The sequence below is a fragment of the Natrinema sp. SYSU A 869 genome (genome assembly GCF_019879105.1).
Classification (GTDB): Archaea; Halobacteriota; Halobacteria; order Halobacteriales; family Natrialbaceae; genus Natrinema.
In genome coordinates this window covers 1,200,430-1,218,157 of the sequence record NZ_CP082249.1, presented here as the reverse complement: position 1 = coordinate 1,218,157, position 17,728 = coordinate 1,200,430, and the positions used below count along the sequence as shown (strand labels likewise).

The following is a 17,728-nucleotide window of genomic DNA, read 5'->3' as shown; positions in this document are numbered from 1 at the left end:
GCCGTTCAAAACGACATGTCCGCTGTTGTCGAACCCCTCGCTTCGCCGGGTGGCCGAACAATCATATAGCAGGCACCCCGAGTAAGCGCCAACGGACCTCGCCGACAATGACGAGTCATTACGATCACGCGCAGGTACAGGAGTTTTGGCAGTACGTCTGGGAGCGCGACGACGTCTACGCGCTCGATGCCGACGCCACGGATCCGACCTACGTCCTCGGCATGTTTCCCTACACGTCGGGCACGCTCCATATGGGGCACGTCCGAAACTACGCGATTACGGACGCCTACTCGCGCTATCGTCGCATGCAGGGCGACGACGTCCTCCACCCAATGGGGTGGGACGCCTTCGGTCTTCCCGCCGAAAACGCGGCCTTCGACCGAGCGACCGACCCCGAGTCCTGGACGCAGGCGTGTATCCGGCGCATGCGCGAGGAACTCGAGACGATGGGCTTTGGCTACGACTGGTCGCGGGAGATCACGACCTGCGAGCCCGAGTACTATCAGTGGAATCAGTGGCTGTTCAAGCGGCTTTACGATGCGGGGCTCGTCGAGTACGAGGCGGCGACGGTCAACTGGTGTCCCGACTGCGAGACGGTGTTGGCCGACGCACAGGTCGTCGAGCGCGAGGACGAACACAGTGAGTCCTCGGATCAGGGGAGCGGCGAAGCCGCGAGCAGCGACGGCGAGCGGGTCTGCTGGCGGTGTGAGACGCCAGTTGGGCGGCGCGAACTCGACCAGTGGTTCTTCACGATCACCGACTACGCCGAGGAACTCCACGAGGGACTCGACGAGCTCGAGGGCTGGCCCGATGGCGTCCGCGAGATCCAGCGCAACTGGATCGGTCGGCAGGAAGGAGCGCGGATCACATTCGACGTGTCCGCTTACGGCGGCACTGACGGTGGCACCGATGGCGACGGAGACGACGGTGATCGAACCGTCGACGTGTTCAGTACCCGCCCGGAGACGATCTACGGCGCGACCTATCTCGCCGTCTCACCCGGGCACGACCTGGCGCGGGAACTGGCCGAGGACGACGACAGCGTCGCCGAGTACGTCGACACCGTCCGCGAGCAGGATCCCGACGAGGTCGGCTTTTCGGGTGTCGAAACCGACGCCACCGCGATCCACCCGCTGACCGGCGAGGAACTCCCGGTCTACGTCGCCGGCTACGTCCTCGAGGACGTCGGCACCGGTGCCGTGATGGGCGTCCCCGGCCACAACGAGCGCGATCACGCCTTCGCCCGCGAGCACGACCTGCCGGTCGAGCGCGTGATCGTTCCCGAGGGCGGAGCCGATCAAACAGACGACCGCGGTAGCAACGTCAAAACCGACGAAACCTCGGCATACACCGGCGAGGGCGTCCTCGAGAACAGCGGCGAGTACGACGGCCTCGAGAGCGAGGCGGCCGGCGAACGGTTGGTGGCAGACCACGACGCGCTCGTAGACGACGTCACCTACCGGCTCCGGGACTGGCTGATCTCCCGGCAGCGCTACTGGGGGACGCCGATCCCGGTCGTCCACTGCGACGACTGTGGCCACGTCCTCGTGCCCGACGAGGACCTCCCCGTCGAACTGCCGGAGTTTGTCCGGACGACGGGCAACCCGCTGGATGCAGCCGAGGAGTGGAACGAGACGACCTGTCCGGACTGCGGCGGCCCTGCACGTCGCGAGACGGACACGATGGACACGTTCGTCGACTCCTCGTGGTACTACCTACGCTTCCTCTCGCCGGACCTCGCGGACGCACCGTTTGATACGGACATCGCGAACGACTGGCTGCCGATCGATCTCTACGTCGGCGGCGACGAGCACGCCATCCTCCACCTGCTGTACACTCGCTTCTTCACGAAGGCGCTAGCCGATATTGGCCTCCTCGAGCGGCGAGAGCCGATTCGGGAACTCATGAGTCAGGGGACGGTGCTGTACGACGGTGAGAAGATGTCCAGTTCAAAGGGGAACGTCGTCGTCCCGAGGAGTACGGCGCGGAGACGACGCGACTGTTCGTGCTCTCGGCGGCTCACCCCGAACAGGACTTCGAGTGGACCGCCAACAACGTTCGCGGGGCCTACGACCTCCAGCAGACCCTCTACGGGATGGCGGCGGACTTCGTCGAGGAGGGCGACACCCGCGTCGAGCGTCGGGATCACGACGACTACGTCGCTCGGGAGATCGACCGGACGATCGCCGCGGTCACTGAAGAGTACGAACGATTCCGGTTCCACCGGGCTGCAACCGAGATCCGGGAACTTGCGCGCTTGCTCCGGCGCTACCGCGAGTACGACCGCCCGCACGGCGAGATCTACCGACGCGGTCTGCTGACGCTGGCCGCGTTGATCGCCCCGATGGCACCCCACCTCGGCGAGGAATGTTGGAACAAACTCCGCGGCGAGGGGCTCGCCGTCGAAGCCGACTGGCCCGAACCGACGCGCGACGCGTCGGCCTACCAGCTCGAGCGCCGGCTGGTCGATCGCACGCTCGAGGACGTCCGAGACATCGTCGATGTCGCCGATATCGACGACCCCGAGCGGATCGAACTGGTCGTCGCCGCCGAGTGGAAGTACCGAGTCGCCGAACTGGTGAGCCGGACTGCGGTCGCGGACGACGGCTCCGATCCCGTCGATTCGATCGTCGACCGCGTTCTCGCGGACGATTCGCTCGCCATCGACTCCGATCACGAGCGCGTCGCGGCGTTCGTGGGCGACCTCGTCGGCCAGGACGGCGGGGACGGTGGGGACCTGCTTGGTGCGGACCGCGAGCGTTCGATTCTCGACCGTGCGTCCTGGCTCGTCACCGACGAGTTCGATGTGGCTGTCGTCGTTCGGCGGGCGACCGGCGACGACGAGCAGGCAGCCAAAGCCCGGCCCGGTAAACCCGCGATTCACATTAGCTAACGGCCGCTGTGTTTCGACCAGCCTTGAATTGCCATCGAAACCCGTGTTCTCGTTGCGCATGGGTGCGGAATCCGGAAGGACAGTTTTATTCAATCGGCTTCTGAAAGCCCGGATAGGATGGTGGAGGGTGGCGGTAGCGTCGGGACGTCGTCTCGCAAAGCACCGAGTCAAGCAGTGATCGAAGCGGTCGCCGACGCGGAAGACGTTCCGATGACGGCGGTCTCGCCACCGGACTACCAATCGCTCCACGACGTCGTCGATCCGACGGCACTCGACGCCCTCTTTGCGGATCGATCCAACGGCGTGAACAGACCCGGTGGAACCGTCTCGTTTTCGTTCTGTGGCTATGATGTCACCGTTGATCAGGACGGCACGGTGATGCTCGAGGACGCGACCGAATCGGCCGACTGACGGTTCTCCGAGACGGATCGTGCCCGTTCGAGACTTCCCGTCGCGAGCGACTCGATCGGTTCCCGATCGATCACGGCTGAGCTACGGAGACGGCACGTATCGGACCGCTCCCGGAACAGCAAGCGTGATACGGCGGTGTTCCTAACGTCCGATAATGGCAACCGCTGACGCGAGACGGCGACTCCGGCAGCAGCCGATGGGTGCAACGGTCCTTCTGACGATCGTCGGGTACGCGCTGGTGCTCGGGACGTTCCTGTTAGACATCCCGATCTATCCCGATCTGACGAACGCACAGGTCAATCTGCTCTCTCACGTGATCGCGGTCATCAACACGACCGCGACGACCATCTTGTTGCTCGGCTGGTACTGGATTCGCGCCGGCGAGGTCGAGAAACACCGGCTGGCGATGGTCAGCGGGTTCGCGTTGATCCTCGGCTTTCTGGTCGTCTACCTGCTCAAGGTCGGCGGCGGCGGGACGAAGGAGTTCGTCGGTCACGATCTAGCCTACTATCCGTATCTCGTCATGCTGGCGATCCACATCATTCTCTCGATTGTCTCGGTCCCAGTCGTCCTCTACGCCCTGATCCTCGGACTGAGCCACACGCCCGCGGAACTCCGGCAGACGTCACACGCCAGAGTCGGCCGCATCGCCGCCGCTGCGTGGATCCTGAGTCTCTTCCTCGGCGTCGTCACCTACGTCCTGCTCAACCACGTCTTCGCCTACGAGTTCGCGTCGATGATCGTCCCCGTCGTCTTCTAACGCGTTATTCTCGTCTTCGGTACCCGTTCGCTGGCGATCAGACAGTCCCGCCGTCAGGACCAATAAGTTATCCCATCGCCCGCCGTATCCTGAGTAACGAATGCAATTCGTCGAAGAAATCGTCGTGGACGAGTTCCTTCCGACCGTGCGGTCGCTGCTCGCCGGCGATCTCCGCGATCGGGGATTCACGCAGAGCGAGGTCGCCAACGTGCTCGGCATCAGCCAGAGCGCCGTCTCGAAGTACGCCCACGGCGACGTGACGGTCAATGATCGTATCGCCGAGGACGACCGGGTGCTGGATCTCGTCGACGAACTCGGCACCGGGCTGGCGGCCGGCGAGATCTCGCCGGTGCAAGCGCTCATCGAGATCGAGGTCTTGATCCGCGATCTCGAGTCCGGCGGGGACCTGCTCGCCCAACTCCACGAGGAGGCCGTACCGGAACTCGCCGATCACGGCTCGAGTTTCCGCGTGCACGACCCCGAGAGCGATCTCCGGACCAGCGAGCGGGTTCTCTCATCGCTCCGGCGTGGCCTGGGGATGCTCGAGACCGCAAGCGGATTTACGAGCCTGATCCCCGCGGTCGGATCGAACCTGGTCGCCTGCACGCCTAACGCTGAAGACGTCGACGATGTCGCGGGCGTCCCTGGCCGAATTTTCGACGTCAAAGGGCGCGCGACGGTCCCCGCAGACCCCGAGTTCGGCGTCTCCGAGCACGTCGCACGAGTGCTGCTGGCCGCCCGCCGCCACGGTGCGGACGCCTCGGCGGCCATCAACATCACGTACGATACGGAACTGGTCGACGAACTGACCGACCAGGGCCACGTGGCCGTCGAGTTCGACGAATCCGACGATGTCGCCTCAAGCGTCGGTGCGGCGATCGAAGACAAGCCCGAAGCGACGGTGCTGTACCAGACCGGCGGCATGGGAATCGAGGCGCTGATCTACGTCCTCGGCCCGGACGCGGAGTCGGTCGCGGACACGCTTCGATCGCTCATCTGAACGGACACACGATAGCGAAGGCGTCAATGACGGAATCAGCACAGGAGTTCTACGGCCGCTGGGCACGTCTCTACGATCTGATCGCGCGCCGAACACCGGGTATTGCGGGTCTCCGCGAGCGGGCGGCCGCCGCCTGCCGCCTCGAGCCCGGCGACACGGTCGTCGAGATGGGCTGTGGAACGGGCGCGAACCTCCTCCCTCTCCGCGAGCGAGTCGGTCCCGAGGGGACCGTGATCGGGATCGACTTCACGCGGCCCGTGCTCGAGCGGGCGCGAGTGGCCACCGCGGACTACGACAACGTCCATGTCCTGCAGGGAGACGCGACACAGCCGCCGGTCGGTGGTAGTCGTGGTGAGACCGGGGTGTCGGAGACGAACGGCAACGATATCGACGCCGTGCTCGCGACGTTCGTCGTCGGCATGCTCGCGGATCCGGCGGGCGCGGTCGACGATTGGTGTAACCTCGTCGGTCCCGACGGCACCGTCGTCCTCGCCAACGCCGCCCGGAGTCAGGAGTGGTACGCCCCGCCAGTTAACGCCGCCTTCCGGGCGATCGTCGTCCTCTCGACGCCGCCGACGACGAAACTCCGCTACGAAAGCGACCCGCACGTTCGGCTCGACGAGAAGATCGACGCCGCCCACGCTCGTCTCCGCGAGCGCGCGGCCACCGTCGCGGACGAAACCCACGTGTTCGGGGTCGTCCGGCTTACCGGCGGGAAAATACCATAGCGGCGGACGGTTCAGATGGGCGTGAACCGATAGTCAATAGCGGCTATCGACGGTTACGCGGGAGCTTCGACTTCGCCGTACTCGCTGAGTCGGCGGCGGACGTCGGCCGGGATCGGGGTCGGTCGCCCGGTCTCGTGATCGACGTGGACGATCGTCGTCTCCGCCGTCGAGACAACCGCGCCGTCGACGCGAATCTCATACTCCATGGTGCAACTCGAGTCGCCGAGTTCCGCAATCGAGAGAGCGACGACTGGCTCGTCGCCGTAGGTGATCGGCCGATCGTAGGAAATCTCGAGGGTCGCAACCACGAAGGCGAGGTCCTCCTCGGGCATGCCCAGGACTTCCTCGATGTAGGCGATCCGAGCGGCCTCGAGATAGGTCGCGTAGACGGCGTGATTGACGTGATCTAACGGATCGAGGTCGCGAAAGCGGACCGGGACCTCGTGGGTAAACTCTTGACTCATTGTATGTTGTCGAACGATACTCGCACAAAAGTACGCACCGGTTCGCCGTCCCGTCACCGGGTCAGGACCGGGCGTACAGGTCGTCGTGGGCGGGACAGAACGCGGGGTCGCGAAGTTGCGCGTCGATCAGTTCCGACTGACGGTGGGCGTTGAAGAGCCGACACCCCTCGCGGTCGCAGAACGCCTCGCCGGTCTCGAGGAAGTGGTAGGTCTGTAAAACGTATCCCTTCAGCGCGTCCGTAGTCCGCGGGTCGTCGTCGATCAGGAAGTCGCCCTCGACCTGATTCTCGAGGACCTCCCGCGGCGGCGCGTCGCCGGAAAGGAGGGCGTGGCGTTGCTTTTCCTTGTAGTAGGCTTCGGGTTTGGCGGGTGCCTCGTAGAGTCCGGGCACCGAAACCAGCGCCGGCTGTCCGAGGACGTTCACGCGCTTGTGCCAACGCCCGTCGTGGTCGCCCCACGTCCCGATCGCACGATCGAGGATCGGGACGTGCAGCGTCTCGAGGCCCCGTTCTTCTTCGGGGAGCGCGGCATTGAGCGCGCGCTGGACCTGCACACCGTCGTAGAGGACGCCGCCTTCGCGTTCGGGGTTCTCGAGAGCGCGTTCCTCATAGCGGATCGTCCCGAGCATCGTATTGCCCGTCTCACGTTCGTACGGCGAGGGGACTCGTGCCTCGGCGAACCGCTCGGGGAGGTCGTCCGTGCGGTGAACATCGAGAAAGCGATCCCGGACGGTGACGTCGGCGTCGATCCGTGCCTGCAGCCAGTCGGCGATCTCGTCGACTGCAGCGACCGTCGACGGCGCGCGGTAGCAGATGACTCGCTCGACCATGTATGAATACGTGGTACCACTGGATGAAACAGTTGCGGTCGGTCGCCGCGGTAGTACCCGTTTGGGGAGGCTGTACGGTCCGGAAGCGTCCCAATGAACTCCGGATGGCCGAAAGCTGTAACTCCGTACGACCGAGTTTACGTGTAATGCTTTATATCGGGCACCTCGCAGGATTGGTGGTGACGGCTCTCATCTCTATTGTCGTCGCGTGGTGGGTCCGCCGGCAGACCCACGACCGGGCCGGAACGGTGATGATCGCCTTACTGTCGGCGCACGCGCTCCAGGCGGCGTTCGCAACGTTCCAGATGCTCTCGTCGAATCCCGCGACGCAGGCGTTCTGGTTCCAGCTGTGGTTCTTTATTGGTATCGTGAATCCCGTTATCTGGCTCCTATTGGCCGTTTACTACACGGGCCGAGAGTACTGGTTGACGAAACCAGTATGGGCGCTGTTGCTTGCCAGTCCAGCCGTGCCCGGCATACTATGGTTCATCAACCCCGGCGGATTCATGGTCAGCGAGTTTGTGGTTCTCACCGAACCGTTTCATTACGTGCGACCCGAGTTTACCGCCGCCAGCGTGTGGCTGGTCGGTCTGATCAATATCTACACGGTTTTCGGCTTCGGTCTTTTCCTCCAGATGTTTCTCTTCACGGAGCGCAGCACCCGGTGGCAGGCGGCCGCGGTGCTGGCCGGTATGCTGTCGATCTTCGTCTCGACGATGTTCACCAATACCGGCTTCGTCCCCGCACCCGGCTTTCCGTACGGGTTGTACGGCGGCGGGTTCTACGGCGTCATCATCGCCATGGGGCTATTTCGAACTCGAATGTTCGCAGTATCGCCGCTGGCTCGAGACGCGATCTTTGAGTCGCTCGAGGACGCGATTCTGGTCGTCGACGCCAATCGAACGATCGTCGACTTTAACGACCGGGCCGACACACTCTTCCCCGATCTCGACGACCACGTCGGCTACACGCTCGAGGACATCTACCCGGCGCTGGTCAAGTCAGCAGACGAGCCGACTGCCGACGGAGGCGGCGCAGAGGCGATCGTCGAGCGAATCGAAGGGACGCTCGAGTCACCATTCTCCGGGACGGTTCGCGTCTCCGTCGAGGGAGAAACGCGCACGTTACGCATCAGCGCCTCCGCTATTGCGAGCGGTGGAGAGCCGCGAGGCTACGCGCTGATCATGCGAGACATCTCCGAACTCGAGGAGTACGCGACCGAACTCGAACGGAAGACGGACCAGTTAGAGCAGTTCGCCAGCGTCCTCTCCCACGATCTGCGGAACCCGGTTTCGGTTGCTCTCGGCTATGCCCAGCAGGCCCAGGCGACCGATGATGTCGATCACGTCGCGGACGTGTTGATCGCGCTCGAACGGATCGAAGACACCATCGACAATCTCCTGATGCTCTCGCGGGAGGGCGAGTCGATCGACGACCCCGAAGTGGTGGCCCTCCGCGACGTCGTCGCGGACGCGTGGACGACCAGCGATACCGGCACGGCCGCGTTTGAGAACAAACTCGGCGACGACCTCGTTCGCACCGATCCGTCGCGGTTGCAAACGGTGTTTGAGAATCTGTTTCGAAACGCGGTCGAACACGGCGGCGAGACGGTTCAGGTCGGCCCGCTCGAGCGGGGCTTTTACGTCGCCGACGACGGGCCGGGAATCCCCGAGGCGGAACGCGGCTGTGTGTTCGAGTACGGCTACTCAGGGGACGGCGGTACGGGACTGGGGCTAGCGATCGTTTCCTCGATTGCCGATGCACACGGCTGGTCGCTATCGCTGACCGACAGCGAAGCTGGTGGCGCTCGGTTCACTATTTCTGAGGTAGATTTCGTCCCACCTGACGAACACGTCCCTCGCGAGGGATCGGCCACCGTTTCGAACGGCTGAGCAGCGAGAAACGGCACCGGTACCGATACCTCGAGGAGAGCACGTGAGACGCGATCGCGACGACGCGACCACCCCTCGAGATGAGATGAGACCAACTCCAACCGATCGACGAAATCGATCGACACAATCGGTCAAAAACGATCGGTGACGGCAGTGATCGGCCCGCTCAGTCGTCCGCCGGCGTCGCCGCGCGCGAGGTGATGTCGACCGGTTCGGCGTCGATCTCGAGTTCGTCGAGCGCTTCCTGGGCGGCGCGCTTGCCGGAGACGAGCATGGCACCGAAGGTCGGCCCCATCCGCGGGAGGCCGTAGGTGGTCGCGGTCGCCATCCCCGTGGCGATCAGGCCGTCGTGAACGAGGCCGGTGTGTTCGACGACGGCGTCCTCGCTCTTGCCGACCCACATCGAGTCGTGGCCGGGCGAGTCGTGGCCAGGCGCGCCGTACGTGTCCGAATCCGTCTGATCCATCCCAGTGGCTGCTTCTTCGGCATCGCCGATACCCGGCGCGTCGAGGACGCCGCGCTCGTCGAGTTTCTTGACGGCCATCGCCTCGTGGCCGGTCGCGTCGATGACTAGATCGGCCTCGACGGCGATCGGATCGACGCAGGTGATTTCCCGGGGCAGGGCGTGGACCGGCGTCCAGTTCATGACGATGCCGCCGACGCGATGGTCCTCGCGGATGACGATGTCCGTGAACTCGGTCATGTTCTGCATCTTCGCACCGGCGTCGCAGGCGGCCTTGATCAGCCCGGAACAGGCCTCGGGACCGTTCGCGACGTAGAGTCCCTCGCTATCCTGGGACTGCTTGTGCGAGACGTCGAGTTCGTCGAGGATCTGCTGGGCGGGGTCGCGGACGGTGACCTTGTTCATTAGGAACCCGCCGAGCCAGAAGCCGCCGCCGAGGTAGTTGTTCTTCTCGACGACCATTACCTTCACACCGCGCTCGGCGAGTTCCTTCGCGGCCGTCAGCCCCGACGGGCCGCCGCCCACGATGATGACGTCCGAGTCCGAGAAGTCCATGAACTCCTCGGTCCACTCCTGTCCGATCGCACGGGTGACGTCGGCTTCGCCGACTTGACTGAACTGCTCAAATTCGCTCATACAACTGAGTAATACCATCCGGTAGTGATAAGTCTGTCGTAGCTGGGATCCATGACATGATCAACTTTCGTGGAGTTATCACAGGAGAATACGCTCGCCGGATGAGACGGCGGTATCGCGGCCGGTCGACGGATCGAGCATCGACCGAATGCGGAGACCTACACGGCTCAGTCGTCGACGAAATCCGTCTCGCTCTCGCCGCTGGTGGGTTCTGCTCGAGAATCGCCACCGCTGCCCGGAGTCTGGGTATCGCTTCCGTCGATGACGCCCTCGGTCCACGTCCCGAGCCGGAACCAGGCGACGGCCACGAGGAAGGCCGCGATCATGCCGACAGCGAAGGCCCACCAGATCCCCGCGACGCCCCACTCGAGGGCGGCGACCGTCACGCCAACTCCGGGGAGCGTCACGGACCACGAAAAGGCGAGGACGACGACGAGGGGGATCCGGAAGACCCACCGCGAGAGGATTGAGAGAACCATGGCCTCGCGGGTGTTCCCGGCCCCGCGAAACGCGCCTTGGATGACCATCACGCCGGCGAACAGCGCCCAGAAGGGTGCGGTAATTCGCAGGAAGTCGATGCCCTCGGTGACGACGGCGGGATCTGTGACGAAGAGCCGTATGGCCGCCGCCGGGAACGCGAACAGGACGGCCGCGACGATGAAGATGAACGCCATCGTCGCCGCGGTGGCAGTTCGAGCGACGGCGACCGCTCGATCGGGCGTCTCCGCACCGAGGTTCTGCCCGACGCCGGTCGCCGTCGCCTGGCCAACGGCTCCGGCGACGGCCCACGTCACCGACATGAGCCGGATACCGATTCCATACGCCGCGGTGGGTGCGGCCCCGAATTGAGCGACGAACCCGGCCATCGCTACCGCCGCAAAGCTGCGCGCCCAGCCGTCGAACGTGGCCGGATAGCCGATGTCGATCAGTCGTTTGAGGAGCGCGAGGTCGGGCGTGAGATCCCCGAGTCGGAGTCGAACGCCGAACCGGCCGTCCAGCAGGATCGCGATCCCCGCGGCGGTCGCGAGCCCGCGCGAGAGAAACGTCGCGATTGCTGCTCCTCGCGTCCCCATCGCGGGGAACGGCCCCCAGCCGAGGACGAGGAAGGGATCGAAGACGACGTTGAGCCCCGCCGAGACGAACACGAGCCACATCGCCGTCTTCGTATCACCCGCGCCCTGCAGCGAGGCTCGGAAGGCGAAGAAGAGGAATGTAAAGGGAAGCGCCAGGAAGATCACCTCGATATAGGCCAGTGCTTCAACGAACACCGGCCCGCGAGCGCCGATCAGGGAGAGCAGCGGTCGGCGGAACGCAAATCCGAGCACGGCGAGGACGCTCGAGACGGCGAGCGTCAGTAGAATCGTCTGGGCGACGACGCGGTCAGCCATCCGGTCGTCGCCGGCACCGACGTACTGGGAGACCAGGGCGATGGTGGCGGCGGTGATCCCCATCGCGGTCGAGACGAACAGCCACGAGAGGGGAAACATCAGGGAGACGGCGGCGACGGCGTCGCTGCTCACGCGGCCGACCCAGAACATATCGGCGAGGTTGTAGACGGTCTGGAGGAGGTTCCCCAGGACCAGCGGCCACGCGAGACGGAGGAGTTTGGGGAAATCGCCCCCGTCGTCATATCGACGCGCTTGCGGTCTTGATCCGTCGCTGCCACGAGTGACTCTCCGTTGAGTCTCGCTCGGGCGCGACAAAAGGGCTCGGCTCGCTGGCGCGGGTTGCCGGCTCCGCGGGGTCCTCGCGCACGCGACCGCACTCGCTCACGCGAGCCCGCGACCGCACGCACACCCGCGCTGTCTGCCGGTTTTGGCGAAAACGTTATCAACAACTCAATCGTAACGAGCTACGATGAACGACATTCGTCCGCTGGCACTGCGACCGGACGCCCGACGAGTGGGAGGTGAGCCGCGGTGGAGCTGATAATCACGGAAAAGGACAACGCGGCCCGCCGGATCGCCGACATTCTGAGCGGCGAGACCTACGACTCGAGCCGCGAGAACGGCGTCAACGTCTATGAGTGGGGCGGCAAGCGCTGCGTGGGGCTCTCGGGCCACGTCGTCGGCGTGGACTTCCCTTCGGAGTACTCGGACTGGCGGGACGTCGAGCCCGTCGAGTTGATCGATGCGAGCGTCGAGAAGACGGCCACGAAGGAGAACATCGTCGCGACGCTTCGATTGCTTTCCCGACGCGCTCAGCGCGTGACGATCGCGACTGACTACGACCGCGAGGGCGAACTGATCGGCAAGGAAGCCTACGACATCGTCCGGAACGTCGACGAGGACGTGCCGATTCGCCGGGTTCGGTTCTCCTCGATCACGGAAAACGAGGTCCAGAGCGCGTTCGACGAACCCGACGAACTCGACTTCGATCTCGCGGCCGCCGGTGAGGCCCGCCAGATCATCGATCTCATCTGGGGGGCCGCGCTCACCCGCTATCTCTCCCTATCCGCGGGGCAACTCGGTGACGACTTCATCTCCGTCGGCCGGGTCCAGTCGCCGACGCTGAAGCTGATCGTCGACCGCGAGCGCGAGATCCAGGCCTTCGATCCCGAGGACTACTGGGAGCTGTTCGCGGACCTGCAGAAGAGCGAGGCGCAACGCGCCTCGGAGACGTCGAGCGGTGAGGAACCGCGAGATGACGAGACGTCCTTCGAAGCGCAGTACTTCTACCGCGACGAGGACGACAACGAAGCCGAGCGCGTCTGGGACGAAACCGTCGCCGACGAGGTCTACGAGACGCTCGCCGACCGAGACGCCGCGACGGTTGTCGACGTCAACCGGCGGACCCGAACCGACACGCCGCCGGAACCGTTCAACACGACCCAGTTCATCCGCGCAGCGAGTGCTATCGGCTACTCAGCCAAACGGGCGATGTCGATCGCCGAGGATCTCTACACGGCCGGTTACATCACCTATCCGCGGACCGATAACACCGTCTATCCCGACGATCTCGACCCCGAAGAACTCTTAGACGAGTTCGTCAGCCATCCGTCACTCGGCGACAGCGCCGAGTCGCTGCTCGAGGCCGACGAGATCGTCCCCACTGAAGGCGACGAGGAGACGACCGACCACCCGCCCATTCATCCGACGGGCGAGATTCCGACCCGCGGCGACGTCTCAGACGACGAGTGGGACGTGTTCGAACTCGTCGTGCGCCGGTTCTATGCGACCGTCGCCGACGCCGCGGTCTGGGAACACCTCAAGGTCGTCGCCGAGGTCGACGACTGCCGGCTCAAGTCCAATGGGAAGCGCCTCGTCGAGCCCGGCTACCACGACGTCTATCCGTACTTCTCCACGACGGAGAACTTCGTCCCCGACGTCGACGAAGGCGAGGAACTGGCGCTCTCCGACGTCGAACTCGAGGACAAAGAGACCCAGCCGCCGCGGCGATACGGCCAGTCGCGGCTCATCGAGACGATGGAGGATATGGGTATCGGGACCAAGTCGACGCGCCACAACACCCTCGAGAAGCTGTACGATCGGGGCTACATCGAGAGCGATCCACCGCGGCCGACGAAGCTTGCGATGGCCGTCGTCGACGCGGCCGAGAACTACGCCGACCGGATCGTCAGCGAGGAGATGACCGCCCAGCTCGAGGCCGACATGGACGCCATTGCCAGCGGCGAGGCGACGCTGGCCGACGTAACAGACGAGTCTCGTGAGATGCTCGAGGAGATCTTCGCGAACCTCGCCGACTCGCGCGACGAGATCGGCGACCACCTCCGCAAGTCGCTGAAAGACGACAAGCGACTCGGTCCCTGTCCCGAGTGCGGCGAGGACTTGCTCGTGCGCCGGAGTCGCCACGGCTCGTACTTCATCGGCTGTGACGGCTATCCCGACTGCGAGAACACGTTACCGCTTCCCTCGACTGGCAAGCCACTTATCCTCGAGGATGAGTGCGAGGAACACGGCCTCAACGAGGTCAAGATGCTCGCGGGTCGGCAGACGTTCGTCCACGGCTGCCCGCTCTGTAAGGCCGAGGACGCCGGCGAGGGACCGATCTTGGGCGAGTGTCCGGACTGTGGCGAGGAACACGGCGGCGAACTCGCCGTCAAGACCCTCCAGAGTGGCTCACGCCTCGTGGGCTGTACGCGCTACCCCGACTGCGAGTACTCACTGCCGCTGCCCCGCCGCGGCGATATCGAGGTCACCGACGAACACTGTGACGAGCACGAGTTGCCGGAACTCGTCATCCACAGCGGCGACGAGCCCTGGGAACTGGGCTGTCCGATCTGTAACTATCAGGAGTTCCAAGCCCGCGAGAGCGAGTCGGGCTCGGACCTCGAGGCGCTCGACGGAGTCGGTGCAAAGACCGTCGAAAAGCTCGCCGACGCGGGGATCGAGGACCTCGAGGACCTGACCGATGCCGATCCCGACACCGTCGCGTCCGACGTCGAGGGCGTCAGCGCCGATCGCATCCGGAGCTGGCAGGCGAAGGCGTAAGTAGTGCCCAGCCGGTTCCAGTAGCCCGTCGTTTCAGACCCGTTTCTCCACCTGTTGAACGCCTTCGGAGAGTTCCTCTCGTTTGAAGTACATCGCTTCGACCGTGAAGACTACCGCCGCGATGACGACAACCAGCCAGAAGACCGCGGGGAGTTGTGAGTAGAGGTACCATGTCAGCATGACGAAGAACGCGGCCGAGCCGACGACGCCGAGCAGTGGCGGCACAGGGTTGACGTCGACCGCGTCGGAATCGCGCACTGTCAGTGCGAGCGCGCTCATCGCGCCGAAGACGACGATAAAGGCCAATGAGGCGAACTCCACGACCGCCTCGAGGCTGCCGAGGACGGTAAAGGCGGCCGTCAGGACGCCGATGACGATCACGGTCCGTTTCGGGGCGGCGTCGGCGTCGGGGTCGCCCATCTCGTGGGGCAGGATGTCGTCGCCGATGAGGTTCTTCACGAAGATGGCCTCGCTGAACAGCGTCGAGTTGATCGCGCTGGCCGTCGAGATGAGCCCGGCGAGTCCGACTGCGAGCGCAAGCCACTTCGAGATGAGCAGCGCCCCATAGAGTAGCGCCGGTTCAGGTTGGGCGGCGACGACCTCTTCGGGCAGGAGGGTCGTGATTACGAACCCGACGAGAATGTAAATGGCTGCTGCGATCGGGACCGAGATGAACACGCCCTTCGCGAGCGTCTCGTCCGGATCATCAAACTGTTCCTGATCGTAAAACAGGAGCTGCCACCCCTCGAACGAGACGAACCCGACCGAGGCGGCGAGGATCGGATTGATCCCGAGTTCCGCGAAACCGAGTCGCAGTTGATAGTTCGCCGCGCCGAACCACAGGCCGATCAGCCCGAACACGGCAATGATCCCCGCCTGTATGAACACGAGATACCGTTCGACCGCCGCCGACGAACTCGCACCGAGGAGGTTCAACCCGATGAAGACCGCGAGCACGCCGACCGAGAGGAACTGTCGAATCGGCAGCCCCCAGACATATTCGAAGCCGATCAGCATCTGTCCGTACATCCCGAACGCGTAGGCGTACATCGCCATCGTCCCGATGTAACCGACGACGAGCGTCCAGCCGACGACACCAGCGACCGTCGATCTTCCCGTGAGTTCCTCGATGTAGGATACCGACCCACCGCTGCTATCGGTCGCGTCGTTCAGTTTGACGTACGAGTAGGCACAACAGAGGACGACGATGGTTGCGAGACTGTAGGCGAACCACGTCAGGATCCCCGCGGCGGCCACGACGATGCCAATCGCTGCGTAGATGCCGCCGCCGACGATACCGCCCACACCCAGCGCGACGGCCGTTCCGACGCCGAATCCGCCGCCGTCGTTCCCTCCTCCGCCCCCGCCCTCGTCTCCGCCCCCGCTCCCGCCGTCGTTCCCGTCCCTGCCCCCGCCGTCTCCGTTTTCGCTCATGATTTCGACCTCACCGTGACGACCTCGTCACCCGCTGCGAGCCGCGGATTGACCGCCGCGATCGGATGGACACGGAAGTTCCGGACGCCCGCGTCCACGGCGAAGCTATTTTTGAACGAACAGATCGGTAGACAGACCCGATCCTCGAGCAGCCGCGTGATCGCTGCCTCGTAGAGCCGGCGTCGCCGCTCGCGGTCGTCTGTCTCTCGAGCCGCCATGACCCGTTCCATAACCGCGTCCTCGCGGTAGAAGGTTCCGTTCGTCACACCGGCCATGTTCTCGTGGAACGTCGGGTAGAGGTGCGAGTCCGGATCCGGCGTTCCGGTGATCTCCCCGACGAACACCGAGTAGTCGCGCTCGGAGCCGGAGACGTATGTATCGAGGAAGGTCGACTCCGGCTTGGAGACGACGAGCGCGCCGTGACTGGCGTCTCTGAGACCGCCTGCCAGCGCTTCGCCGAGCTCCTTGTGTTTCGGATCCGTCGACGTCAGGATGCGGAGCTGGCCGCTCGCTTCGTCGGCCTCGCGGAACAGCTGCCGGGCTTTCTCGGGGTTTGTCTCGTTTGCAAGGTCAGCCCACTCGTCGGTCGGCATGTTCCAGTCGCTGGCGACCTGCGGCGGGAGCGGACTGTACTGGCGCTGGCCCATCGGTTCGACGAAGTCGGCGACCGCTTTCTCGAGGTCGATGCAGTAGCTGATCGCCTTCCGCACTCGAGGATCGGTCGTCGGCCCCTGGTTCAGGTTGAAGCCGAAGTAAAACGACGTATATCCCTTGCGTCGCTTCACCGACGCGTTTGCCACGTCGCTGACGTGATTCACGATCAGCGGCGAGACCGGCTCGATCGCGTCGTTGCGGTTCGTTCGGAGACTCGTCAACTGGGTCATCGGGAACTCGACGTACGCCATGGTGAGCCTGTCGATCGCGGGCATTGGCTCGCCCCAGTAGTCGTCCCAGCGGGAGAGTGTGGTCTTCTTTTCTGCACTGAACGACGCTACCTCGAACGGACCGGCTCCGACCGGCTCCGTTGAGAACGCCTCGCTGTCGTCTTCCCGCTCCTGTCGGGGAACGATTGGCTGCGTCAGCGCGTGCTCGAGGCCCGGATACGGTGCCTCGAGCGTGAACCTGACAGTGCGGTCGTCGACGGCATTGATCGACTCGATCGGGCTCACCCGCCACGCCGTCGGTGCGTCCGCCTCGATCGGGGCGGTAAACGAGTAGACGACGTCGTCGGCGACCACCTCGCGGCCGTTCTGGAACCGGGCCCGTTCGTCGAGTTCGACGACGGCCGTCCGGCCATCATCCTCGAACTGGAGCTCATCGGTCGCGATTTTGGGGACGGTATTGGTCCCCTCGCCGTATTCGTAGAGCCCGTCGAAGATCCGTCCGATCGCCTGTTCGGACCCGATGGCCCGGGCAGTGATCGGATCGAGCGTGATCGGTGGGCGGAGCGTCCCAATGCGGAACGTCGTCGTCGAGTCCGATCCGAGCGTCGTCGAACAGCCCGCGAGCGCGCCGGTGCTCGCGGCGCCGAGGGCGGCGAGCAGGCTGCGCCGTGTCGCCTCGCGCGATCGCTCGGCTACCCGTTCGTTCGTCCACCCCAGAGCGGGGCGATCGTCAGCTGATATCTCGTGTGCACCCATAGAAATCCGTTATGTAACCGTGAACAGGTCAAATCTGTCGTGACGAACGAGGTTGTGTGACCGGCCTGCACCTGATGGGAGTCAGTATCGGCTCGAACCGAGCCAATTATTGAATCTCGTTTTGCCG

11 protein-coding genes and 2 pseudogenes are annotated in these 17,728 nt (G+C 64.5%); 7 read left to right on the top strand and 6 right to left on the bottom strand.

Features of this window, described 5'->3' with window-relative positions:
• Positions 1–107: 107 nt before the first annotated feature.
• The 5 genes and pseudogenes from leuS (at position 108) to K6I40_RS14150 (ending at position 5,792) form a co-directional block, all read left to right on the top strand.
• Positions 108–2,893: pseudogene (gene leuS / locus K6I40_RS14170) on the top strand (leucine--tRNA ligase).
• 117 nt (positions 2,894–3,010) lie between these two features.
• Positions 3,011–3,304, top strand: coding sequence for a HalOD1 output domain-containing protein (locus K6I40_RS14165; protein ID WP_222919684.1), 294 nt, complete (start codon positions 3,011–3,013; stop codon positions 3,302–3,304).
• Positions 3,305–3,458: 154 nt separating this feature from the next.
• Positions 3,459–4,064, top strand: a complete 606-nt coding sequence (locus tag K6I40_RS14160) for a DUF420 domain-containing protein (protein ID WP_222919683.1) — start codon at positions 3,459–3,461, stop codon at positions 4,062–4,064.
• A gap of 100 nt (positions 4,065–4,164) precedes the next feature.
• Positions 4,165–5,064, top strand: coding sequence for a thiamine-phosphate synthase family protein (locus K6I40_RS14155; protein ID WP_222919682.1), 900 nt, complete (start codon positions 4,165–4,167; stop codon positions 5,062–5,064).
• A gap of 26 nt (positions 5,065–5,090) precedes the next feature.
• The gene (locus K6I40_RS14150) at positions 5,091–5,792 is read left to right on the top strand and encodes a methyltransferase domain-containing protein (RefSeq protein WP_222919681.1); all 702 of its coding nucleotides are present in this window, start codon (positions 5,091–5,093) and stop codon (positions 5,790–5,792) included.
• Between the two features lie 53 nt (positions 5,793–5,845).
• On the opposite strand, the gene K6I40_RS14145 is transcribed toward K6I40_RS14150, so the two are convergent.
• The gene (locus tag K6I40_RS14145) at positions 5,846–6,256 is read right to left on the bottom strand and encodes a thioesterase family protein (protein WP_222919680.1); all 411 of its coding nucleotides are present in this window, start codon (positions 6,254–6,256) and stop codon (positions 5,846–5,848) included.
• Positions 6,257–6,317: 61 nt separating this feature from the next.
• Positions 6,318–7,085, bottom strand: a complete 768-nt coding sequence (locus K6I40_RS14140) for a DUF6775 family putative metallopeptidase (protein ID WP_222919679.1) — start codon at positions 7,083–7,085, stop codon at positions 6,318–6,320.
• Between the two features lie 146 nt (positions 7,086–7,231).
• On the opposite strand from K6I40_RS14140, the gene K6I40_RS14135 reads away from it, so the two are divergent.
• A complete protein-coding gene (locus K6I40_RS14135; protein WP_222919678.1) occupies positions 7,232–8,977 on the top strand; it encodes a histidine kinase N-terminal 7TM domain-containing protein in 1,746 nt (581 codons plus the stop codon).
• A 166-nt stretch (positions 8,978–9,143) separates the two neighbouring features.
• Here the strand turns inward: K6I40_RS14135 and K6I40_RS14130 are convergent, their stop codons facing one another.
• Both K6I40_RS14130 and K6I40_RS14125 read right to left on the bottom strand, forming a co-directional pair.
• On the bottom strand, positions 9,144–10,076 hold the full coding sequence (locus tag K6I40_RS14130; protein WP_222919677.1) for a sulfide-dependent adenosine diphosphate thiazole synthase: 933 nt from the start codon (positions 10,074–10,076) through the stop codon (positions 9,144–9,146).
• A 167-nt stretch (positions 10,077–10,243) separates the two neighbouring features.
• Positions 10,244–11,742: pseudogene (locus K6I40_RS14125) on the bottom strand (MATE family efflux transporter).
• Between the two features lie 253 nt (positions 11,743–11,995).
• On the opposite strand from K6I40_RS14125, the gene K6I40_RS14120 reads away from it, so the two are divergent.
• Positions 11,996–14,527 (top strand): DNA topoisomerase I, encoded by a 2,532-nt coding sequence (locus K6I40_RS14120; RefSeq protein ID WP_222919676.1) that lies wholly within the window; start codon positions 11,996–11,998, stop codon positions 14,525–14,527.
• A 33-nt stretch (positions 14,528–14,560) separates the two neighbouring features.
• On the opposite strand, the gene K6I40_RS14115 is transcribed toward K6I40_RS14120, so the two are convergent.
• Positions 14,561–15,961, bottom strand: a complete 1,401-nt coding sequence (locus K6I40_RS14115; RefSeq protein ID WP_222919675.1) for an APC family permease — start codon at positions 15,959–15,961, stop codon at positions 14,561–14,563.
• Positions 15,958–17,601: an ABC transporter substrate-binding protein gene (locus tag K6I40_RS14110; RefSeq protein WP_222919674.1), complete on the bottom strand. Its 1,644-nt coding sequence runs from the start codon at positions 17,599–17,601 to the stop codon at positions 15,958–15,960. The genes K6I40_RS14115 and K6I40_RS14110 overlap by 4 nt, the downstream gene beginning before the upstream one ends.
• Positions 17,602–17,728: the final 127 nt, after the last annotated feature.

Excerpts from the sequence above, each read along its gene's own strand:
- K6I40_RS14160 (WP_222919683.1), top strand. The coding sequence starts at position 3,459 with ATGGCAACCGCTGACGCGAGACGGCGACTCCGGCAGCAGCCGATGGGT.
- K6I40_RS14115 (WP_222919675.1), bottom strand. The coding sequence starts at position 15,961 with ATGAGCGAAAACGGAGACGGCGGGGGCAGGGACGGGAACGACGGCGGG.
- K6I40_RS14145 (WP_222919680.1), bottom strand. The coding sequence starts at position 6,256 with ATGAGTCAAGAGTTTACCCACGAGGTCCCGGTCCGCTTTCGCGACCTC.
- K6I40_RS14155 (WP_222919682.1), top strand. The coding sequence starts at position 4,165 with ATGCAATTCGTCGAAGAAATCGTCGTGGACGAGTTCCTTCCGACCGTG.
- K6I40_RS14165 (WP_222919684.1), top strand. The coding sequence starts at position 3,011 with ATGGTGGAGGGTGGCGGTAGCGTCGGGACGTCGTCTCGCAAAGCACCG.
- K6I40_RS14150 (WP_222919681.1), top strand. The coding sequence starts at position 5,091 with ATGACGGAATCAGCACAGGAGTTCTACGGCCGCTGGGCACGTCTCTAC.
- K6I40_RS14110 (WP_222919674.1), bottom strand. The coding sequence starts at position 17,601 with ATGGGTGCACACGAGATATCAGCTGACGATCGCCCCGCTCTGGGGTGG.
- K6I40_RS14140 (WP_222919679.1), bottom strand. The coding sequence starts at position 7,085 with ATGGTCGAGCGAGTCATCTGCTACCGCGCGCCGTCGACGGTCGCTGCA.
- K6I40_RS14135 (WP_222919678.1), top strand. The coding sequence starts at position 7,232 with ATGCTTTATATCGGGCACCTCGCAGGATTGGTGGTGACGGCTCTCATC.
- K6I40_RS14130 (WP_222919677.1), bottom strand. The coding sequence starts at position 10,076 with ATGAGCGAATTTGAGCAGTTCAGTCAAGTCGGCGAAGCCGACGTCACC.